Origin of the sequence: Pseudomonas sp. K5002 (assembly GCF_013386655.1) — a bacterium.
Lineage (GTDB): Bacteria > Pseudomonadota > Gammaproteobacteria > Pseudomonadales > Pseudomonadaceae > Aquipseudomonas.
Map to the genome: position 1 here is coordinate 1 of NZ_JACARK010000257.1, position 17,449 is coordinate 17,449.

General features: G+C 61.4%; 12 protein-coding genes. 4 read left to right on the forward strand and 8 right to left on the reverse strand.

All coding sequences use genetic code 11. From position 1 onward, the window contains the following. Positions 1-2,702 (forward strand): SbcC/MukB-like Walker B domain-containing protein (locus HX846_RS13505; protein ID WP_218645423.1); only part of this gene is annotated, 2,702 nt, incomplete at its 5' end. Continuing rightward, complete coding sequence (locus HX846_RS13510; RefSeq protein WP_178965540.1) at positions 2,699-3,292, forward strand: glutathione S-transferase; 594 nt, start codon at positions 2,699-2,701, stop codon at positions 3,290-3,292. The genes HX846_RS13505 and HX846_RS13510, both read left to right, overlap by 4 nt. Positions 3,293-3,423: 131 nt before the next feature. On the opposite strand, the gene HX846_RS13515 is transcribed toward HX846_RS13510, so the two are convergent. From HX846_RS13515 to HX846_RS13535, 5 genes are all read right to left on the reverse strand, one after another. Beyond that, a complete protein-coding gene (locus tag HX846_RS13515) occupies positions 3,424-3,603 on the reverse strand; it encodes a hypothetical protein (RefSeq protein ID WP_003211212.1) in 180 nt (59 codons plus the stop codon). Positions 3,604-3,759: 156 nt separating this feature from the next. Further along, positions 3,760-4,935: a lactonase family protein gene (locus HX846_RS13520; RefSeq protein ID WP_008435939.1), complete on the reverse strand. Its 1,176-nt coding sequence runs from the start codon at positions 4,933-4,935 to the stop codon at positions 3,760-3,762. After that, entirely contained in the window at positions 4,922-5,218 is a 297-nt protein-coding gene (locus tag HX846_RS13525) for a DUF5629 family protein (protein WP_008435940.1), read from the reverse strand. Before HX846_RS13525 ends, HX846_RS13520 begins: the two co-directional genes overlap by 14 nt. 118 nt (positions 5,219-5,336) lie before the next feature. Beyond that, entirely contained in the window at positions 5,337-7,712 is a 2,376-nt protein-coding gene (locus HX846_RS13530; protein ID WP_003211205.1) for an RND family transporter, read from the reverse strand. Between the two features lie 15 nt (positions 7,713-7,727). Beyond that, positions 7,728-8,768, reverse strand: coding sequence for a YCF48-related protein (locus tag HX846_RS13535; RefSeq protein ID WP_256347045.1), 1,041 nt, complete (start codon positions 8,766-8,768; stop codon positions 7,728-7,730). 429 nt (positions 8,769-9,197) lie between these two features. On the opposite strand from HX846_RS13535, the gene HX846_RS13540 reads away from it, so the two are divergent. After that, the gene (locus HX846_RS13540; RefSeq protein ID WP_177080953.1) at positions 9,198-10,313 is read left to right on the forward strand and encodes a Gfo/Idh/MocA family protein; all 1,116 of its coding nucleotides are present in this window, start codon (positions 9,198-9,200) and stop codon (positions 10,311-10,313) included. A gap of 102 nt (positions 10,314-10,415) precedes the next feature. Here the strand turns inward: HX846_RS13540 and HX846_RS13545 are convergent, their stop codons facing one another. Continuing rightward, complete coding sequence (locus tag HX846_RS13545) at positions 10,416-14,348, reverse strand: CusA/CzcA family heavy metal efflux RND transporter (RefSeq protein ID WP_178965541.1); 3,933 nt, start codon at positions 14,346-14,348, stop codon at positions 10,416-10,418. A 198-nt stretch (positions 14,349-14,546) separates the two neighbouring features. Continuing rightward, positions 14,547-14,906: a helix-turn-helix domain-containing protein gene (locus tag HX846_RS13550; RefSeq protein ID WP_008433396.1), complete on the reverse strand. Its 360-nt coding sequence runs from the start codon at positions 14,904-14,906 to the stop codon at positions 14,547-14,549. 98 nt (positions 14,907-15,004) lie between these two features. Between HX846_RS13550 and HX846_RS13555 the strand changes: the two genes are divergently transcribed. Further along, entirely contained in the window at positions 15,005-15,754 is a 750-nt protein-coding gene (locus HX846_RS13555; protein ID WP_087692989.1) for an SDR family NAD(P)-dependent oxidoreductase, read from the forward strand. A gap of 489 nt (positions 15,755-16,243) precedes the next feature. Here HX846_RS13555 and HX846_RS13560 read toward each other — a convergent pair. Next, positions 16,244-17,449 (reverse strand): YadA-like family protein (locus HX846_RS13560; protein ID WP_178965542.1); only part of this gene is annotated, 1,206 nt, incomplete at its 5' end.

The following is a 17,449-nucleotide window of genomic DNA, read 5'->3' on the forward strand; positions in this document are numbered from 1 at the left end:
AGGCCGAACTGACCACGCAGTTGCAGCCCCTTGCCTCGCAAATCCAGCAGCACCTTGAGCAACAAACCGCGTTGCACACCCGCCAGACCCAACTGCAACAGCAACAGGCCGACGTGCAAGCCGCCCTCGCCCAGGCCCTCAAGCAGCAAGCCGACGCTGTGCCCTTGCTGCGCCAGGCCTTCGAGGAGCAAACCACCCTCGCCCACTTGACCCGCGAACTGGCCAAACGCAGCGAAGAGAAACAGCTGGGTGAAGCTGCCTGCGTGGAAGGCCAGGCGACGTTGACCGGCTTGCTCGACAAGCAGAAAGTTGTCGCCGAGCGCCTGCACCGGCTCGCCGCAGAGCTTGAACGCAGCGCCGCCCTCGCGCCGTTGAGTGAGGCCTGGAGCGCCTACCGCGACCGCTTGCAACAGCTGATGCTGATCGGCAATCGCCTCAATAAAGGCCAGGCCGAACTGCCACAACTGGAAGAGCGCGCCACCCGTCTCGGTGAAAAATGGACCGAGCAACGCGAAGCCCTTGACCTGCTGTACCACGAAGCCGGCGCCGAACCCCATGCAGTGGCCGAACAGATCCAGTTGCTCGGCAGCCTGCTCCAGGACAACCGCAAGCAACATCGCGCGTTTGAGGACCTGGCGCGGCTGTGGAACAGCCATCAGCAACTCGACAGCCAGAGCCAGGCCCTGACGCAAAAGCAGACCCTCGCCCAGCAACAACGCGAACTGTTGAACCAGAGCGGCTTGCAGGCCAAGGCCGAGTTGGCCGTCGCCGAACAGACCCTGACCGTCACCAAGCAACTGCTGGAGCGCCAGCGCCTGGCCCGCAGTGCCAGCGTCGAGGAATTGCGCGGCCAGCTGCAGGATAAGCAGCCGTGCCCGGTGTGCGGCAGTGTCGAGCACCCGTATCACCAGCCCGAAGCCATGCTGCAAAGCCTGACCCGCCACGACGAAAGCGAAGAAGCCAACGCGCAGCAAGCCGTGGATGTGCTCAAGGAAAAACTCACTGACCTGCGTGGCGAAGTGGGCGGCCTGATCGCCCAGCAAAAGGAATTCCTGCAACAACAGGAGCAACTCGCCAGCCAGTTGCAGGCCTTGCTGCCAAGCCTTGAAGCCCATCCGCTGTCGGCCTCGCTGTTCAACCAGGACGCGGCCAAGCGCGACGCCTGGCTCGCCCAGCAACTGAGCCAGCTCAGCCAGAGCCTCACCCAGGACGAGCAACGCCAGGGCGCCCTGCTCAACCTGCAACAGAACGCCGGGCGTTTGCAGCAACAACTGCAAGCCGCCCAGGACGCCAGCCAACAGGCGCGCCAGTTACTGATCGACCAGCAACGGGAACTGTCCAACGACCGCGAACGCCTGGACGAAGAACTCAACGCCTTCGCCAGCCTGCTGCCCACCGAGACCCTCGAAGGCCTGCGCAGCGAGCCGGCGGCGACCTTCATGTTGCTCGACCAGCAGGTCAGCCAGCGCCTGGAACAGCTCGACAACCAAAAGGAAGAATTGGCCGAGCAGCTGCAGCGCCAGCAAGCCATCGAGAAAGAGCAGGACCGCCAGCAACACCGCCAGCAGCAGCTGGAGACTTTGCACAAACAGCTCGCCGAACAGAGCGCCCTGCAACACGCGGCCGAGGAAAAGCTCGCCGGCCTGCTGGGCGAAAACCCCAGCGCCGAGCACTGGCAACAGCAGCTGGACCAGGCCGTCGAGCAGGCTCGCCAGCATGAGAGCGAGGCCAACCAGCAGTTGCAGGACACCCGCAACCAGTTGATCCAACTGGCCGCCGACCTAAAGTCGCTGCAAGAGCGCCAACAATCCCTGGACACCGAGCACCTGGCCCTCAGCACGCGCCTGAACGACTGGCGCGCCTTGCACCCGGAGCTCGATGACGAAGGCCTGGCACGGCTGGTGGGCTTCGATGAGCCGCAGGTGGCCGAACTGCGCCAGCAACTGCAACACAGCGAAAAAGCGGTCGAACAGGCGAAGGTGTTGCTGCAGGAGCGCGAGCAGCGGCTCAAGGATCACCAGGCGCTGCACAACGGCAACCTCGACGCCGAGCAACTGGACAGCGCCCTGGCCGAACTCAATGCCGCGCTGATCATTGGCGAAAAACACTGCGCCGAACTGCGCGCCCAACAGGCCGACGACCAGCGCCGCCAGGATGCCAACCAGGCCCTGGCAGCAGAGATCGCCAAGGCCTACGACGAATGGCAACGCTGGGCACGCCTGAATGCGCTGATCGGCTCGGCCACCGGCGATACCTTCCGCAAGATCGCCCAGGCCTACAACCTCGACCTGCTGGTGCACCACGCCAACGTCCAACTGCGCCAACTGGTGCGCCGCTACCGCCTCAAACGCGGCGGGAGCATGCTCGGCCTGCTGGTGCTCGACACGGAAATGGGCGACGAATTGCGCTCGGTGCATTCGTTGTCGGGTGGCGAGACATTCCTCGTCTCACTGGCCCTGGCCTTGGGCCTGGCGTCGATGGCGTCGAGTACGTTGAAGATCGAGTCGCTGTTTATCGACGAAGGCTTTGGCAGTCTCGACCCCGAGTCGCTGCAACTGGCGATGGACGCCCTCGACGGCTTGCAGGCCCAGGGCCGCAAGGTGGCGGTGATTTCCCATGTGCAGGAAATGCACGAGCGGATTCCGGTGCAGATTCAGGTCAAGCGCCAGGGCAATGGCTTGAGCACCCTGGAGGTCAAGTGAGCGACGCCGTGTTGTATTCGTTCCGCCGTTGCCCCTATGCGATGCGGGCGCGGATGGCCCTGCGGTATTCAGGGGTGGCGGTGCAGATCATCGAGGTCAGCCTCAAGGCCAAGCCGGCTGAGATGCTGGCGTTGTCACCCAAAGGCACGGTGCCGGTGCTGAGCGTGGATGGCCGGGTGATCGATGAAAGCCTGGCGATCATGCGCTGGGCACTGGCACAGAACGATCCTGAGGGTTGGTTGCTTGGGGATGATCGGGCGACGCAGGCGCTGATTGAAGAGAATGATCAGGGCTTCAAACATCAATTGAATCGATACAAGTATGCCGAGCGCTATCCGGAGTATCCGATGGAGCATTATCGGGCCGAGGGTGAGGTATTTTTGATGAAGCTGGAGGGGTTGCTGGCGGAGCGGGAGTATTTGCTGGCCGGGCATTTGAGCCTGGCGGATGTGGCACTTGCACCGTTTGTGCGGCAGTTTGCCCATGTGGATCGGGAGTGGTTTGGCCAGGCGCCCTATCCGCGATTGCAGGGCTGGTTGCAACGCTTCCTGGAATCGCCGTTGTTCATCGCCGTGATGGCAAAAACCTGAGACTGTCGCAGGACAAAATGTGGGAGCGGGCTTGCTCGCGAAGGCGGTGTATCAGTCAGCCCATGTATAGACTGACCCGGCGCTTTCGCGAGCAAGCCCGCTCCCACATTTGATCTTCATCAGCTTCAAGATCAGTTCTGGATTTTGTGGTCCAGCGCTGCGTAGAAGTTGGCGCTTTGTTGCAGGTATTTCTGGGTGTAGGCGCTGGTGCTGGTTTTTTTGCTGCTGATTTCAACACTGGCGCTGGCTGGCAACGCTACGGTGGCGGAAACAGCGGAAGCGGCGATGATCGAGAAAAGATTGAAGTTCATGTCGGTAACCCTTGTGTTCGGTTGGCTTGGTGGCCTGTGTTGGCCTTGGAACCAAACTTACGCCCGAGGGGTTAGCCTTAGAAATTCATTGAAACACTAGCCGCTATTAATAGTATTAATACAACAAGTCAGGCCCCGCACTGCGGGGCCTGTGGCTTATTGCCGCACCAGGAACTTGAGGTCGCTGGGGGCATCAATCGCCAGTTTCTGCACGGTCTTGCCCAAAAGACCGGTCTTGGGATCGCGCTCGACGACCACAATCTCGTTGCTCTTCTGGTTGGCGATCAGCAGGAACTTGCCGCTGGGGTCCAGGGCGAACTCCCGGGGATGGTCACCTTCCACCGATCGGCGCTGGATCTCTTTGAGCTGCGCAGTGGCCGGGTCGATGGCAAACACCAGCATCTGGTTGGCGGTGCCACGGTTGCTCACGTAGAGGAACTTGCCGTCGCTTGAGGTGTGCAGTGCAGCACCGGCCTTGTCGGACACCGGCTGGCCATCCGCGAAGTTGACCAGTTGCTTCTGGGTCAGCTTGCCATCGTTGTAGTCGAACACCGCCACTTGCGCGCTCATCTCGGTGGTCAGCCACGCGTGCTTGCCGTCTGCGGTGAACAGCAGGTGCCGCGGGCCGCTGCCCGGTGGCAATTGCACAAACGCAGGGTCGGCCGGGGTCAGCGGCAGTTCATGGTTGGCCTTGGGGTCGTAGTGGTAGGCAAAGATCTTGTCCGCCCCCAGGTCCTGGACAAACACGTATTTGCCGTCCGGCGAAGACACCACCGAATGCACGTGGTTGGACGCCTGGCGCTCCGGGTTGACCCGGCTGGCCGGGTGCCCGCTCAACTGCACCGGCGGCGACAGCTTGCCTTCGGTGTCTAGCGGCAGCACCGCGAGGCTGCCGCCCGGATCTTCCAGCACCGAATAGTTGGCCACGAACAGGTAGCGCCCGTCACTGGCCAGGCTGGAATGGGTCGGCTCGTTGCCCAGGCTCTGCACCTGGTTGATCAGGGTCAGTTGATGGTTCTTCGGGTCGATGCTGTAGCTGCTGACGCGCCCCACCGGGTCTTTTTGGCCCGGGCCGTTTTCGTTGACCACAAACAGGTGCTTCTGGTCCTTGGACAGGGTCAGCCACGACGGGTTGGCCGCCTTGGCGGCGAGCACCGGCTGGCCGCTGAACTGCCCGGTACGGCTGTCGAACTGCAAACGGTAGATACCTTCGCTGGTGCCGGCGGTGTAGCTGCCAACGAGCAATTCATAGGTGTCCACCGGCGCGGCCTGGACCGACATTGCGCCTACGCTGCCGGCCATCAGCAGGGGCCAGAATTTACGCATCATCATCCGCTTCATCCTCGTCATTATTGTTGCCGGTGACGCCGCTCATGCAGACCAGGCGGTGTTCGCCCTTGTCATCGGTAAGTGTCCAGCTTTGCAGGGTTTGATCAAAGGTCGCCGCCTTGACTTGCTCCAGGGTGAAACTCCAGCGCTTCTCGACGCGACCGTCCATGCAGATGATCAATAACGTCTGGTCATCCAGGCTGAAATCGAAGCTGTGCAGGCCATCGATTTCGACCATCTGGCAGTCTTCAAAAGCGTCGGGCAAGGTAGCGGTGTCGGCAGTCATAACCATCAATCATCAAGAGGAAAGACCTCATGATAGGTCAAATCGTTGCATCGGCCTAAGCCCGCGCAATGCAAAACGCCGTGGCACAGGCCACGGCGTTTTGGCAAACAGCGTTGGATCAGTGGGCGAACAGCGAATTGCCCTTCTGCCCCGCCAGCTTCTCGGGCTTGATCAGGAAGCGTGCCAGCGCCGGCAGCAGCCACAGCGCGCCGAACATGTTCCACAGCAGCATGAAGGTCAGCATCAGCCCCATGTCGGCCTGGAACTTGATGGCCGAGAAGATCCAGGTGCATACGCCGATTGCCAGGCACAGGCCGGTGAACAGCACGGCTTTACCGGTGGACTTGAGCGTCTGGTAATAGGCTTCCTGCAACGGCAGGCCGGCCCGCAGGAAACTCTCCAGGCGGCTGTAGATGTAGATGCCGTAGTCCACGCCGATCCCCACCCCCAGCGCCACCACCGGCAAGGTCGCGACCTTGACACCGATGCCCATGAACGCCATCAGCGCGTTGCCCAGCACCGAGGTCAGCACCAGCGGCAGCACGATGCACAGGGTCGCCGCCCACGAGCGGAAGGTGATCATGCACATGGTGGCCACGCACAGGTACACCAGGATCAGGATGGTCAGCTCGGACTCCTTGATCACCTCGTTGGTGGCCGCCTCGATCCCGGCGTTACCGGCGGCGAGGATGAATTCCAGGCCGTCCTTGTTGTTCTCCTTGGCGAAGTCCTGCACCGCATGCACCGCGCGGTCGAGGGTTTCGGCCTTGTGGTCGTTGAGGAACACCAGCACCGGCGCCAGCGAACAGTTGTTGTTATACAGGCCATCGGCACGGGCAATGGAGTTGTTCAGCACGTCCGGGTTGCGCGACAGGGTTTCCCATTTCAGGTTGCCCTCGTTCATGCCCTTGATCATCTGTTTGGACACGGTCACCAGCGAGATGGCCGACTGCACGCCTTCGGTGTTCTGCATCTTCCACATCAACTGGTCGATGGGCGCCATGGCTTCATACCGCGAGCAGCCTTCGGGCGGAGTCTTGACCATCACCACCAGCACGTCGGAGCTGGTGGAGTAGTTGTTGATGATGAAATTGTTGTCCTTGTTGTAGCGCGAGTCCGGGCGCAGTTCCGGTGCACCCTGATCGAGGTCACCGATCTTCAGGTTCTGGCTGTACCAGAGGCCGCCACCGAAGGCGATCAGCGCCAGGGCTATCGACACCGGCGCGACCTTGGGGCTGGCGAACTTCGACAGCAGGCGCCAGAACGGGTGTTCGCGGTGCGCATCCTTCTTGCTCTTGGCGATGGCGCGTTTGCTGATGCCGACATACGAGATCGCCACCGGCAGCAGGATCAGGTTGGTGAACACGATGACCGCCACACCCACCGAAGCACCGATTGCCAGCTCGCGGATCACACCGATGTCGATGATCAAGAGGGTGATAAAACCGACCGCATCGGCGAGGATCGCGATCATGCCCGGCAGGAACAGCTGGCGGAAGGTACGCCGGGCCGCGGTCAGGGCGTTGTCGGCATCACTGGATTGCAGGGCGATGCCGTTGATCTTCTGTACGCCGTGGGAAATACCGATGGCGAAGATCAGGAACGGCACGAGCATCGAGTAGGGATCCAGCCCGAAACCCAGGGCATGCATCAGCCCGAGCTGCCAGATCACCGCCACCAGCGTGGTGCTCAACACCGCGACGGTACTGCGCAGGCAGTTGGTAAACCACAGCAGCAGCACCAGGGTGATGACGAAGGCGATACCGAAGAACATCACCACCATCACCAGGCCGTCGATCAGGTCGCCGACCTTCTTGGCAAAACCGACAATGTGGATCTTGACGTTGGGGTTCTGCGCTTCGAACTTGTCGCGGATCTTGTCTTCGAGCTCATGGGAGAACTTGCGGTAGTCCAGGGCCAGCAGCTTGCCCTGGTCCTGTGGGTCCGGATAGGACTCCAGCAGCGGAATGTCGACGATGCTCGACTTGAAGTCGTTGGCCACCAACCGCCCGACCTGCCCGGACTTCAGCACGTTGTTGCGCAACTGGTCGAGGCTTTCCGGCGAGCCGTTGTAGCTCTGCGGGATCACTTCACCGCCGGCAAAGCCTTCTTCGGTAACTTCGGTCCAGCGCACGCTGGGGCTCCACAGGGACTTGAGGCCGGAGCGGTCGACGCCGGAGATGTAGAACACCTCGTCGTTGATCTGGCGCAGGGTCTCCATGTACTCCTTCGTGAAGATGTCACCGTCCTTGGCCTCCACCGAAATGCGCACCGTGTTGCCCAGGTTCGCCAGGTCATTGCGGTGCTCCATCATCCTCTCGATGAAGGGGTGCTGGAGGGGGATCATTTTTTCGAAGCTGGTGGACGGGCGAATCAACGTCGCCTGCCAGAACAGGAAAATACTCACCAGCAGGCAGATCGTGATGACTGCCGGGCGGTTATTGAAAATCAGGCGCTCGAGAAACGTGGCCTTGTCGTTGTGATGACTGCTCATTGTGTCCCCGCCTTCTTATTGTTTTGTCGGCTCGGCGCCGGTTGGACTGGCCACGCGAACGCCGCCCTGCCCCGCCAGAATCAAGTTGCCGTTGCCCGCCGCGGTGACCGCCGACAGCGAAATGCGGTCCGGGCGATTGAATACGCTGAAGGTCAGGCCGTCGTCGTGGCTGACCACCACGCTGCCACCGTTGCCCACTACCACGATGGAACCGTCGTCCAGCAGGGTCGCCCCCGACAAACCGAATTCCAGCGCGCCACGAGTGGCGTTCAGCTCCACCGGCTCCCAGGTGCTGCCAAAATCCGTGGAGCGGAACAGGTTGCCACGCAGGCCGTAGGCCAACAGCGTCTGCGCCTGGGCGGTGCCGATCACGCCGAACAGCGAGCCCTCGTAGGGGCCTTCGAGTTTTTCCCAGGTTTGCCCCTCGTCATGGGAGCGGAACATGCTGCCCTGCTCACCGACGATAAACAGCCCGGCGTCTTTCACCTGGGCGATGGCGTTGAGGTGGTATTGGTCTTCGTTGTCGAGGCGGTCACTGACGTCGTCCCAGGTCTTGCCCCCGTCGGTGGTTTCGATCAGCGCACCGTAGGCACCCACGGCAAAGCCGTTGCTGGCGTCCTTGAACCAGACGTCGAGCAGCGGTGCTTCGCGCTTGAGGTCCTGGAATTGTTGGGTCCAGGTCACGCCGCCGTCGGTGGTGGCGAGGATCTGTGCGTCATGGCCCACCGCCCAGCCGTGTTGGTCGTCGGCGAAAAATACGGCGGTCAGCAGTTGCCGGGTGGGGACTTTGCCTTGGGTCCAGGTGACACCCTGGTCGTCGGAATAGAGGATGTGCCCGCGATCACCGACCGCGACCAGGCGCTTGCCTGCGTGGACCACGTCGATCATCAGGCTTTTGGCGGCCTTGGGGGAGTCAATGGCGAACACCGCGGCGGCGGTGGTTTCTGTGGCGGCATGGGCCGGTGTCGACAACGCGACAACCCCCAGCAACGAGAGCGCTGTGGCCAACAATGCGACCCTGCGCGTGGCCTTCGGGCGAAAAAACACCACACCCATGACAGGCTCACTCATAGACCTTTCTCCCATTTATTATTGTTAGGTCGTCTTGCCGTGGGGAGCCCTGAAACCTGCAATCTAGAGCGCCTTGGGCAAGCTGGGCCATCCTAGCGGGCTTTGGAATCGTCTGACAATCGGCGCTACGTTATGTTTTGTTAACTGGAGGGGTTTGGGTCGGTGCTGAATGTAGTGCTATCAGCGGCGGTGATCCGTGGAGGGGGGGCTGTTGGGGTGAGGGGGCTTGCTTCCGCTGGAGTGCGCAGCGCTCCTACGCTTTTTGGGGCCGCTGCGCAGCCCAGCGGGAGCAAGCTCCCTCGCCACGGGGTGAGGTGTGGGTCCTGGAATGAATTTTTATTCCATGTGTTGAGTTTTGGGAATATTTATTCCATAAATAGGCTTCTCAATACAATAATTCGAAGGAACCCGGCTATGCGCGAACTCGGAATCGGCCTGATTGGTACAGGCTTTATGGGGCGTGCCCACGCCTTGGCGTTTAATAACGCGCGGGCGGTGTTCGAGCTGCCGGTGAAGCTCACGCTGGCCGCCCTGGCCGATGCCGATACCGAGCGCGCAATACGCTGCGCCGCTGACTGGGGGTTTGCCCAGGCCCATGGCGACTGGCAGCAGTTGATTGACGATCCCAAGGTGGATGTTGTCGCCATCACTACTCCCAACCATTTGCACTACCCCATGGCCATGGCTGCACTGGCGGCAGGCAAGGCGGTGTATTGCGAGAAGCCGCTGGCGGTGAGCCTGGAGCAGGCGGCCGCGATGCGTGATGCGGCGAGCAAGGCCGGGGTGGTGACGCGGGTGGGTTACAACTATCAGCACAACCCGATGATTGGTTTGGCCCGGCAGTTGATCGCCCGCGGTGAGTTGGGGGAAATCATCAGTTTTCAGGGGGAATTCAGCGAGGATTTCATGGCGGATTCGGCGTCGCCGTGGTCGTGGCGCTGTGAGGTGGGACATGCCGGCGGTGCGTTGGCGGATCTGGGCAGTCATTTACTGTCCATGGCGCGCTATTTGGTGGGGGATGTGGTGAGTGTGTGTGCCGATACGCAAACGGTGCACGGGCAGCGGCCTGCCACCGCCGGGAGTGAGACGCTGCGGGAGATTGCGGTGGATGACCAGGTGCATGCGTTGTTGCGGTTTGCCAATGGGGCACGGGGGACGGTGAGCAGTAGCTGGCTGAAGCATGGGTATAAGAATCACCTGAGCTTTGAGATCAGTGGCACGCGGGGCACGTTGTTGTTTGATCAGGAACGGTTGAATGAATTGCAGCTGTTTCGGGTTGGGCAGGAGGGGTTTCAGCGGGTGTTGGCGGGGCCTTCGTTGCCAGGGTATGCGGCGTTCAGTCCGGCGCCGGGGCATCAGTTGGGGTACAACGAGTTGAAGACGCTGGAGGTGCATGAGTTGGTGATGGCGTTGGCCGGCAAGGGCAGTGACGGGACGGATTTTGCGGCGGCTTGGGAGGTTGAGCGGTTGGCGGCGGCGATTCGGGTGGCGGCCAAGGAGGAGCGGTGGGTCAGGCTGAATGAGGTCTAAATGTGGGAGCGGGCTTGCTCGCGAACGCGGTGGGTCAGCCACGGCATCTGGCGACTGACACACCGCTTTCGCGAGCAAGCCCGCTCCCACATTTGATTGTCGTTAGCTTTTGGATTTGCGCATTAGCCTATATGCCGCCGGGATGACGAACAGGGAGAGCAAGGGCGCTGTGAGCATGCCGCCAATCATGGGCGCGGCAATCCGGCTCATGACTTCGCTGCCGGTGCCGCCGCCTAAAAGGATCGGCAGCAAGCCGGCGATGATTACGGCCACGGTCATCGCCTTGGGCCGCACGCGTAATACGGCACCTTCGGTGATGGCTTCCAGCAGGGCCTGGTCCCCTCCTCCCTGGCGTTCGGCCCAGGCGTTTTTCAAATACAGCAGCATGATCACGCCGAACTCCGCCGACACCCCCGCCAACGCGATAAATCCAACACCCGTCGCCACCGACAGGTTGAAGCCCAGCCAGTACAGCAACCACACCCCACCCGTCAGCGCGAACGGCAAGGTGGCGAGGATCAGCAGCGCCTCATCCACCCGCCGGAACGTCAGGTACAGCAGCACGAAGATGATCAGCAAGGTCGCCGGCACCACCAGTTTCAGGCGCTCATTGGCCCGCTCCAGGAACTCGAACTGCCCCGAGTAGCTGAGGCTCATGCCCGGTTGCAGTTGCACGTTCTGGTTGATCGCCTCGCGCAATTCCTTCACCACCGACGCCAGGTCGCGATCACGCACGTCAATGTACACCCAGCCGGAAGGCCGGGCGTTTTCGCTCTTGAGCATCGGCGGGCCTTCGCTGACCTTGATCCTGGCCACGGTGCCCAGGGTGATCTGGCTGCCTGACGGCGTATAGATCGGCAGGTTGCTCATCGCGCTCACCGAGTCGCGCCATTCTTTCGGGTAGCGCAGGTTGATGGGAAACCGCGCCAAGCCTTCGACGGTCTCGCCGATGTTTTCCCCGCCAATCGCCCCGGAGACAATGGACTGCACATCGGTGATGTTCAGGCCATAACGCGCGGCGGCCGGGCGGTCGATATCCACGTCAATGTAGCGCCCGCCCGTCAGGCGTTCCGCCAGCGCCGAGCTGACGCCGGGCACCGTCTTGGCGACCTTTTCCACGGCCTGGGTCACGGCGTCGATGTCCATCAGGCTGGAACCCGCGACCTTCACGCCGATCGGGCTTTTGACCCCGGTGGCGAGCATGTCGATACGGTTGCGGATTGGCGGAATCCAGATGTTGGTCAGCCCCGGCACCTGCACCACCCGGTCGAGTTCCTTCACCAGTTTTTCCGGAGTCATGCCGGGGCGCCATTGGTCTCGCGGCTTGAACTCGATGGTGGTTTCGAACATTTCCAGCGGCGCCGGGTCGGTGGCCGTTTCTGCGCGGCCGGCCTTGCCGAACACGTGGGCGACTTCCGGCACGCTCTTGATCAAGCGGTCGGTACGTTGCAGCAATGCGCCGGCAGTTTGCGTCGACAAACCAGGCAACGCCGACGGCATATACAACAGGTCACCCTCATCCAGCGGCGGCAGGAATTCACCGCCCAGGTGCGACACTGGCCATAGCGCACTGGCGACCATCAGCAGCGCGACCAGCAAGGTCATGCGCGGCCAGCGCAGCACCGCGTCGAGGGCCGGTTGGTAGAGTTTGATCAGGCCGCGATTCAGCGGGTTGCGTTGCTCATCGGGAATACGCCCGCGAATCCAGTAGCCCATCAGCACCGGGATCAGGGTCACCGACAACCCCGCTGCAGCGGCCATGGCATAGGTCTTGGTGTAGGCCAGCGGCCCGAACAAGCGGCCTTCCTGGGCTTGCAGGGTGAACACCGGGATAAACGACAAGGTGATGATCAGCAGGCAGAAAAACAACGCCGGCCCCACCTCCACTGCCGCATCGGTGATGACCTTCCAATGCGCCTCCCCCTTCAATTCCTGGTTCGGATGCGCGTGGTGCCAGGCTTCGATTTTCTTGTGGGCATTCTCGATCATCACCACCGCGCCATCGACCATCGCGCCGATGGCAATCGCAATCCCGCCCAGGGACATGATGTTCGCGTTAATGCCCTGGAAGCGCATGACGATAAAGGCAATCAACACCCCCACCGGCAACGAGATGATCGCCACCAGCGAGGAGCGCAGGTGCCACAGGAAGATCCCGCACACCAGCGCCACCACCAGGAACTCTTCGAGCAGCTTGTGGCTGAGGTTGTCCACGGCGCGATCGATGAGTTTGCTGCGATCGTAGGTGGTGACGATTTCCACCCCGGGCGGCAGGCTGGTTTGCAGTTGCTCCAGCTTGGTCTTGACCGCCGCGATGGCCTCGCGGGCGTTCTTGCCGCTGCGCAGGATCACCACGCCGCCCACCGCCTCGCCTTCGCCATCCAGTTCACTGATGCCCCGGCGCATGTCCGGGCCCAGCTGGATCGTCGCCACATCTCCAAGGGGCACCGGCACGTTGTGGGTGTCGAGCCGCAGGGGAATGCCGCGAAAGTCCTCCAGGGTTTTCAGGTAGCCGGACGCACGCACCATGTATTCCGACTCACCCATGTTCAGCACCGAACCGCCGGTTTCCTGGTTGGCCTTGCCGATGGCTTCCACCACCTGGGCCTGGGTGATGCCGCGACTGGCCAGGGCCAGCGGGTCGATCTGCACCTGGTACTGCTTGACCTGGCCGCCGATAGTCGCCACTTCGGCGACATTGGGCAGGGTCTTGAGCTCGAACTTGAGGAACCAGTCCTGCAACGAGCGCAGTTGCGCCAGGTCGTGTTTGCCGGTGCGGTCCACCAGCGCGTACTGGTAGATCCAGCCGACACCGGTGGCATCCGGGCCCAGCGCCGGCTTGGCCGATGCCGGCAAACGCGCCTGCAACTGGCTCAGGTATTCCAGCACCCGCGAGCGCGCCCAATACAGGTCGGTGCCCTCGTCGAACAGCACGTAGACGTAGCTGTCGCCGAAGAACGAAAAGCCACGCACGGTCTTCGCACCCGGCACCGAAAGCATGGTGGTGGTCATCGGGTAAGTGACCTGGTTCTCGACAATCTGTGGGGCCTGGCCCGGGTACGGTGTGCGGATGATCACCTGCACATCCGACAGGTCCGGCAAGGCATCCACCGGGGTGTTCTGGATCGACCACAAACCCCAGGCCGTCACGAATAAAGTCGCCAACAACACCAAAAAGCGGTTGGCCACCGACCAGCGAATCAACGGCGCGAGGCCGAAGCGTGCACTCAAGCGCGCGGTCAACTGGCTCAGGGCAAAAAACGACGCCGCGTTGAGGGCAAAGCACAGGCTGAATTGCGTTGGCGTGAGCCCGTAGTACTCGATGTAAACGAATGGCGCGCTGCCGATGAACACGAAGAACGTCGCCAGGCCAAAACCGCCCACCACCGACAACCCGGTAAACACCGGATCACGCAGCAACGCGCCGTAGCTGCCGAACGCATTGCCCAGGGTCTTGCCCAGGCGGCGTTCGGCGGGGTGGGTTTCCGGCAATTGCACGGCGGTCATGATCAGGCACAGCACTGCGGCCACACCCAGTACCCAAAACACTTCGCGCCAGCTCCACACTGCAATGATCACGCTGCCGGCCAGCGGTGCGAGAATCGGTGAAATGCTCACCACCAGCATCAGCAACGCCATCAGGCGCGCGGCTTCATGGCCGGTGTACAAGTCACGCACAATCGCCCGTGGAATCACCATCCCGGCGCAGGCGCCAAAGGCCTGCAACGCCCGGAAGCCGATCAGCACCTCGATGGAGGGGGCGAGGGCGCAACCAATGCTGGCCACGATGAAAATCGCCAGGCCGGCATAGATCGGCGGCTTGCGCCCGAACACATCGCTGATCGGGCCGTAGAACAGCTGGCACACACCGATGATCATGAAGAACACCGTCAGGCTCATCTGCACCGCGGCAGGCGAGGCATGCAGGCTGGCGCCGAGTGTCGGCAACGCCGGCAGGTAGCTGTCGATGGCAAACGGGCCGACGGCGGTGATCAACCCCAGCAGCAGGGCGAGGTGGGCGATACTTCGAGACATGGTGGTTCCGGGCGGCGGTAAAAAAGAGGGGCCAGCTTAGTGATCGCCCTCGGCGCATACAAGCCGGTGTTTACAGACTCGCTACATAGTCACCAGCGGCAGGGTGTCGTGAATAGGCAATGGATACGGGAGATAGACGTAACGTACTGATTTAACTCAACTAAATATCCATTTAGTCGAGTTGGATATTTCGCGAATTTAAGGCTGGGCGAGGGCGGTCGCTCGGCGCTCACTGATGCGTTCAACCGCCAGCATATGGTCGGTGCCCCATTGGCAAAGCGGCCCCAATGCCTGGGCCAGCGAGCGTCCGAAGGGAGTCAGGGAGTATTCGACCTTTGGCGGTATCTCCTTGTAGTCGATGCGCGCGATGATTTCATCGCGTTCCAGCTCCTTCAATTGCTGGATCAGCACCTTGTCCGTCACGCCGCCAACGGCGCGCCGCAGTTCGCCATAACGGTGAACTTCATGGGCCAGGTGATACAGGACCAACGGTTTCCATTTCCCGCCAATCACCGCCAGGGCGGCGTCGAGCCCGCAGTTAAAGGTGCTGTTTGACATGTTTTTGCCCTCAGGCTGGGTACTTACCAAAAGGTGCATACTATTCAAAACAATAGCGCAGATCTACGCTTGGGCCTCAACATTTGAGGGAAACACTCATGAACAGGCTCAACGGGAAAATCGCCGTCGTCACCGGTGGCAACAGCGGGATCGGCTTGGCCAGCGCCATACGCTTTGCGGCCGAAGGTGCACAGGTCGTTATCGTGGGACGCCGCCAGGATGAACTGGACAAAGCCTTGGTCCTGATCGGGCATGACGCGATCGCGATCCAGGGCGACATTTCAAACCTGCGTGATCTTGAGCGGGTATTCGCGCAGATCAAGGCTGACAAAGGTCGTGTAGATGTGTTGTTCGCCAATGCGGGCCTTGGGGATCTGGAGCCCATTGGTGCGATCACGGAGGAATCGTTTGATCGCACCTTTGGCGTGAACGTGAAAGGCACGTTGTTCACCGTACAGAACGCGTTGCCATTGATGAGCGCCGGTGGCTCGATTGTGCTGACAGGTTCGACGACGGCCTCGATGGGCACCGCAGCGTTCAGCGTCTACAGCGCGTCGAAAGGCGCACTGCGAAACTTCGCGAGAAGCTGGGCGCTGGATCTGCAAGGCACAGGTATTCGCGTGAACGTGCTTTCACCTGGGCCGACAACGACACCGGGTTTGGACAGAGCGCTATCAGGTACCGGCCAGAAGGATGCGATTGTCGATTCGATGGTTACGCGTGTACCGCTGGGTCGTATGGGGCAGCCAGATGAAGTGGCGAATGCGGCATTGTTCCTGGCATCGGATGAGAGCAGCTTCATGACGGGCAGCGAGATGTTCGTGGATGGCGGTTTCGCTCAGGTGTGATCCAGGCTCATCGACCAAATCGAGACAGGCTGGGTTTGGTCGATGAGGAGCGTGGTGCACTGGTTGAAATCTGGCTGGCACTGACCCTGATAACGGATCATATGATTACGCATAATGTATATTATGTTAAACGACAGGTCATGTCATAGATGTTCATGAGCTACCTAAGGCGCTGATTCGACAAACCCACTTCTGGTGTCCATTCTCTCAACGGGCCATGTCCTTCATGTTCATGGCAAGTTATTCAATGAGGTGGCTGCCGATGAAGCTGATTCAGTGCCGTTTCTCTTCTGGTCAGCGTGTACCGATGCTCGTGCAAGCTGGTAATGCGGCTCCGTTGCCCAAACTCGTTCCGTTCATCTACGTCCAACTCAAACTCAGGCACCGCGCTTACAATACGGCTGCAGCGCATCTGCGAGCGATCCAGGCTTTCTATAGCTGTAGCTACTGACCGGAAGCTACCGCTGTGCCCTATCGGCAGCTAGTGCACTACCAATGATAACCAAGCCCCAACGTAAGTCCGAAATCTCCCTGCGCGGTGCCCGCACCTGTCGCGCGATAGGTCCACTTCCCACCCCTGGAGCGCGCCGTCAACCCGATGGCCAAAGCGGGCTCACCCTCGTACACAGCCGTTGCCATTGCCACCATCGACTTGCCCGGCGAGGACGCAACCGGTAACCCGGCGGTGGCCATCACCGCCGCAATACCGGCGTACACGTCCTGCCGCAGGCTGCCGACGCGGCGGTCGGTATAGTCGTTGGCCTCCGTTAGCGACCGATTGGCGGCTTGGTTCGAAAGCCGAGTTGCCTGGCGGAAATTGACAGCGTCCGTGCCTTGCACAGCCTCGGCTGCATGGCTGATCTGACGCTCGGCGCCATACGCACCGACTGCCACGCTACTGGCACGTGTGGCTTGGGACCCCGCCCCCAGCGCCACGCTATTTTTCGCGTTGGCGCCTGCTTGCGAACCCAGCGCAGTACTCTGTTTCGCCTGAGCAGTGGCACCAGCACCGGTGGCGACACTGCGCTCGCCTTCGGCCTGAGTCTGTGCCCCGAGCGCAACCGATTGGCTATCCGGACGCGTGGATACGTTGTCGCCGGCTTCGCTCGCATCCACGGCAATACCGGAAGACTGCTGGCCCAATTGCCTGGCCTGCTGATTCACTGCCTCCAGTTGGCGCCCGTTGACGGCATCGAGGCTGGTAGAACTGACCTCGCCGTCCTCAACGCCACCCACCGTGCGCGAGCCTTGGCTGCCACTGATGTCGACCTGGGCCCCATCAGCAATGCCGGCCAACTGTATGTCACGACTGACCGGATCCTGGCGGACATGCCCCACCTCACCGTTGTCCATCTGTTTGCGCAGTGTCTCGGCTTGCGCATTGATGGCATTCGATTGGTCGTCGGTAGCCACCATACGGTCATCGAGTAGACCGAATGCCTGCCCGATGGAGTCGACCTTGATCAACTGAGCCTCGGCACCGTTCTGGCCAGACTGCGTCACTGCATAGGTGGAAGGGCTCGTCGAACCGTCGGCGTTCACGTTCGCGCCGCCGCCCATGGCGGTAGCCAGGAACTGGTCATGTGCTTTAGCGGAGACCTGGATGTGCCCGAGAACCGTTTCGCCTTGGGCGATACCTTGCAGCCTGGCGGCTGACTGGTCCGCGACCTGGCCGGCAAGAGTTGCACTGGCGTG

What these genes read in the sequence shown, in the direction of transcription:
- HX846_RS13515 (WP_003211212.1), bottom strand. Translation starts at nt 3,603, where the DNA reads ATGAACTTCAATCTTTTCTCGATCATCGCCGCTTCCGCTGTTTCCGCC.
- HX846_RS13520 (WP_008435939.1), bottom strand. Translation starts at nt 4,935, where the DNA reads ATGATGATGCGTAAATTCTGGCCCCTGCTGATGGCCGGCAGCGTAGGC.
- HX846_RS13525 (WP_008435940.1), bottom strand. Translation starts at nt 5,218, where the DNA reads ATGACTGCCGACACCGCTACCTTGCCCGACGCTTTTGAAGACTGCCAG.
- HX846_RS13530 (WP_003211205.1), bottom strand. Translation starts at nt 7,712, where the DNA reads ATGAGCAGTCATCACAACGACAAGGCCACGTTTCTCGAGCGCCTGATT.
- HX846_RS13535 (WP_256347045.1), bottom strand. Translation starts at nt 8,768, where the DNA reads ATGGGTGTGGTGTTTTTTCGCCCGAAGGCCACGCGCAGGGTCGCATTG.
- HX846_RS13540 (WP_177080953.1), top strand. Translation starts at nt 9,198, where the DNA reads ATGCGCGAACTCGGAATCGGCCTGATTGGTACAGGCTTTATGGGGCGT.
- HX846_RS13545 (WP_178965541.1), bottom strand. Translation starts at nt 14,348, where the DNA reads ATGTCTCGAAGTATCGCCCACCTCGCCCTGCTGCTGGGGTTGATCACC.
- HX846_RS13550 (WP_008433396.1), bottom strand. Translation starts at nt 14,906, where the DNA reads ATGTCAAACAGCACCTTTAACTGCGGGCTCGACGCCGCCCTGGCGGTG.
- HX846_RS13555 (WP_087692989.1), top strand. Translation starts at nt 15,005, where the DNA reads ATGAACAGGCTCAACGGGAAAATCGCCGTCGTCACCGGTGGCAACAGC.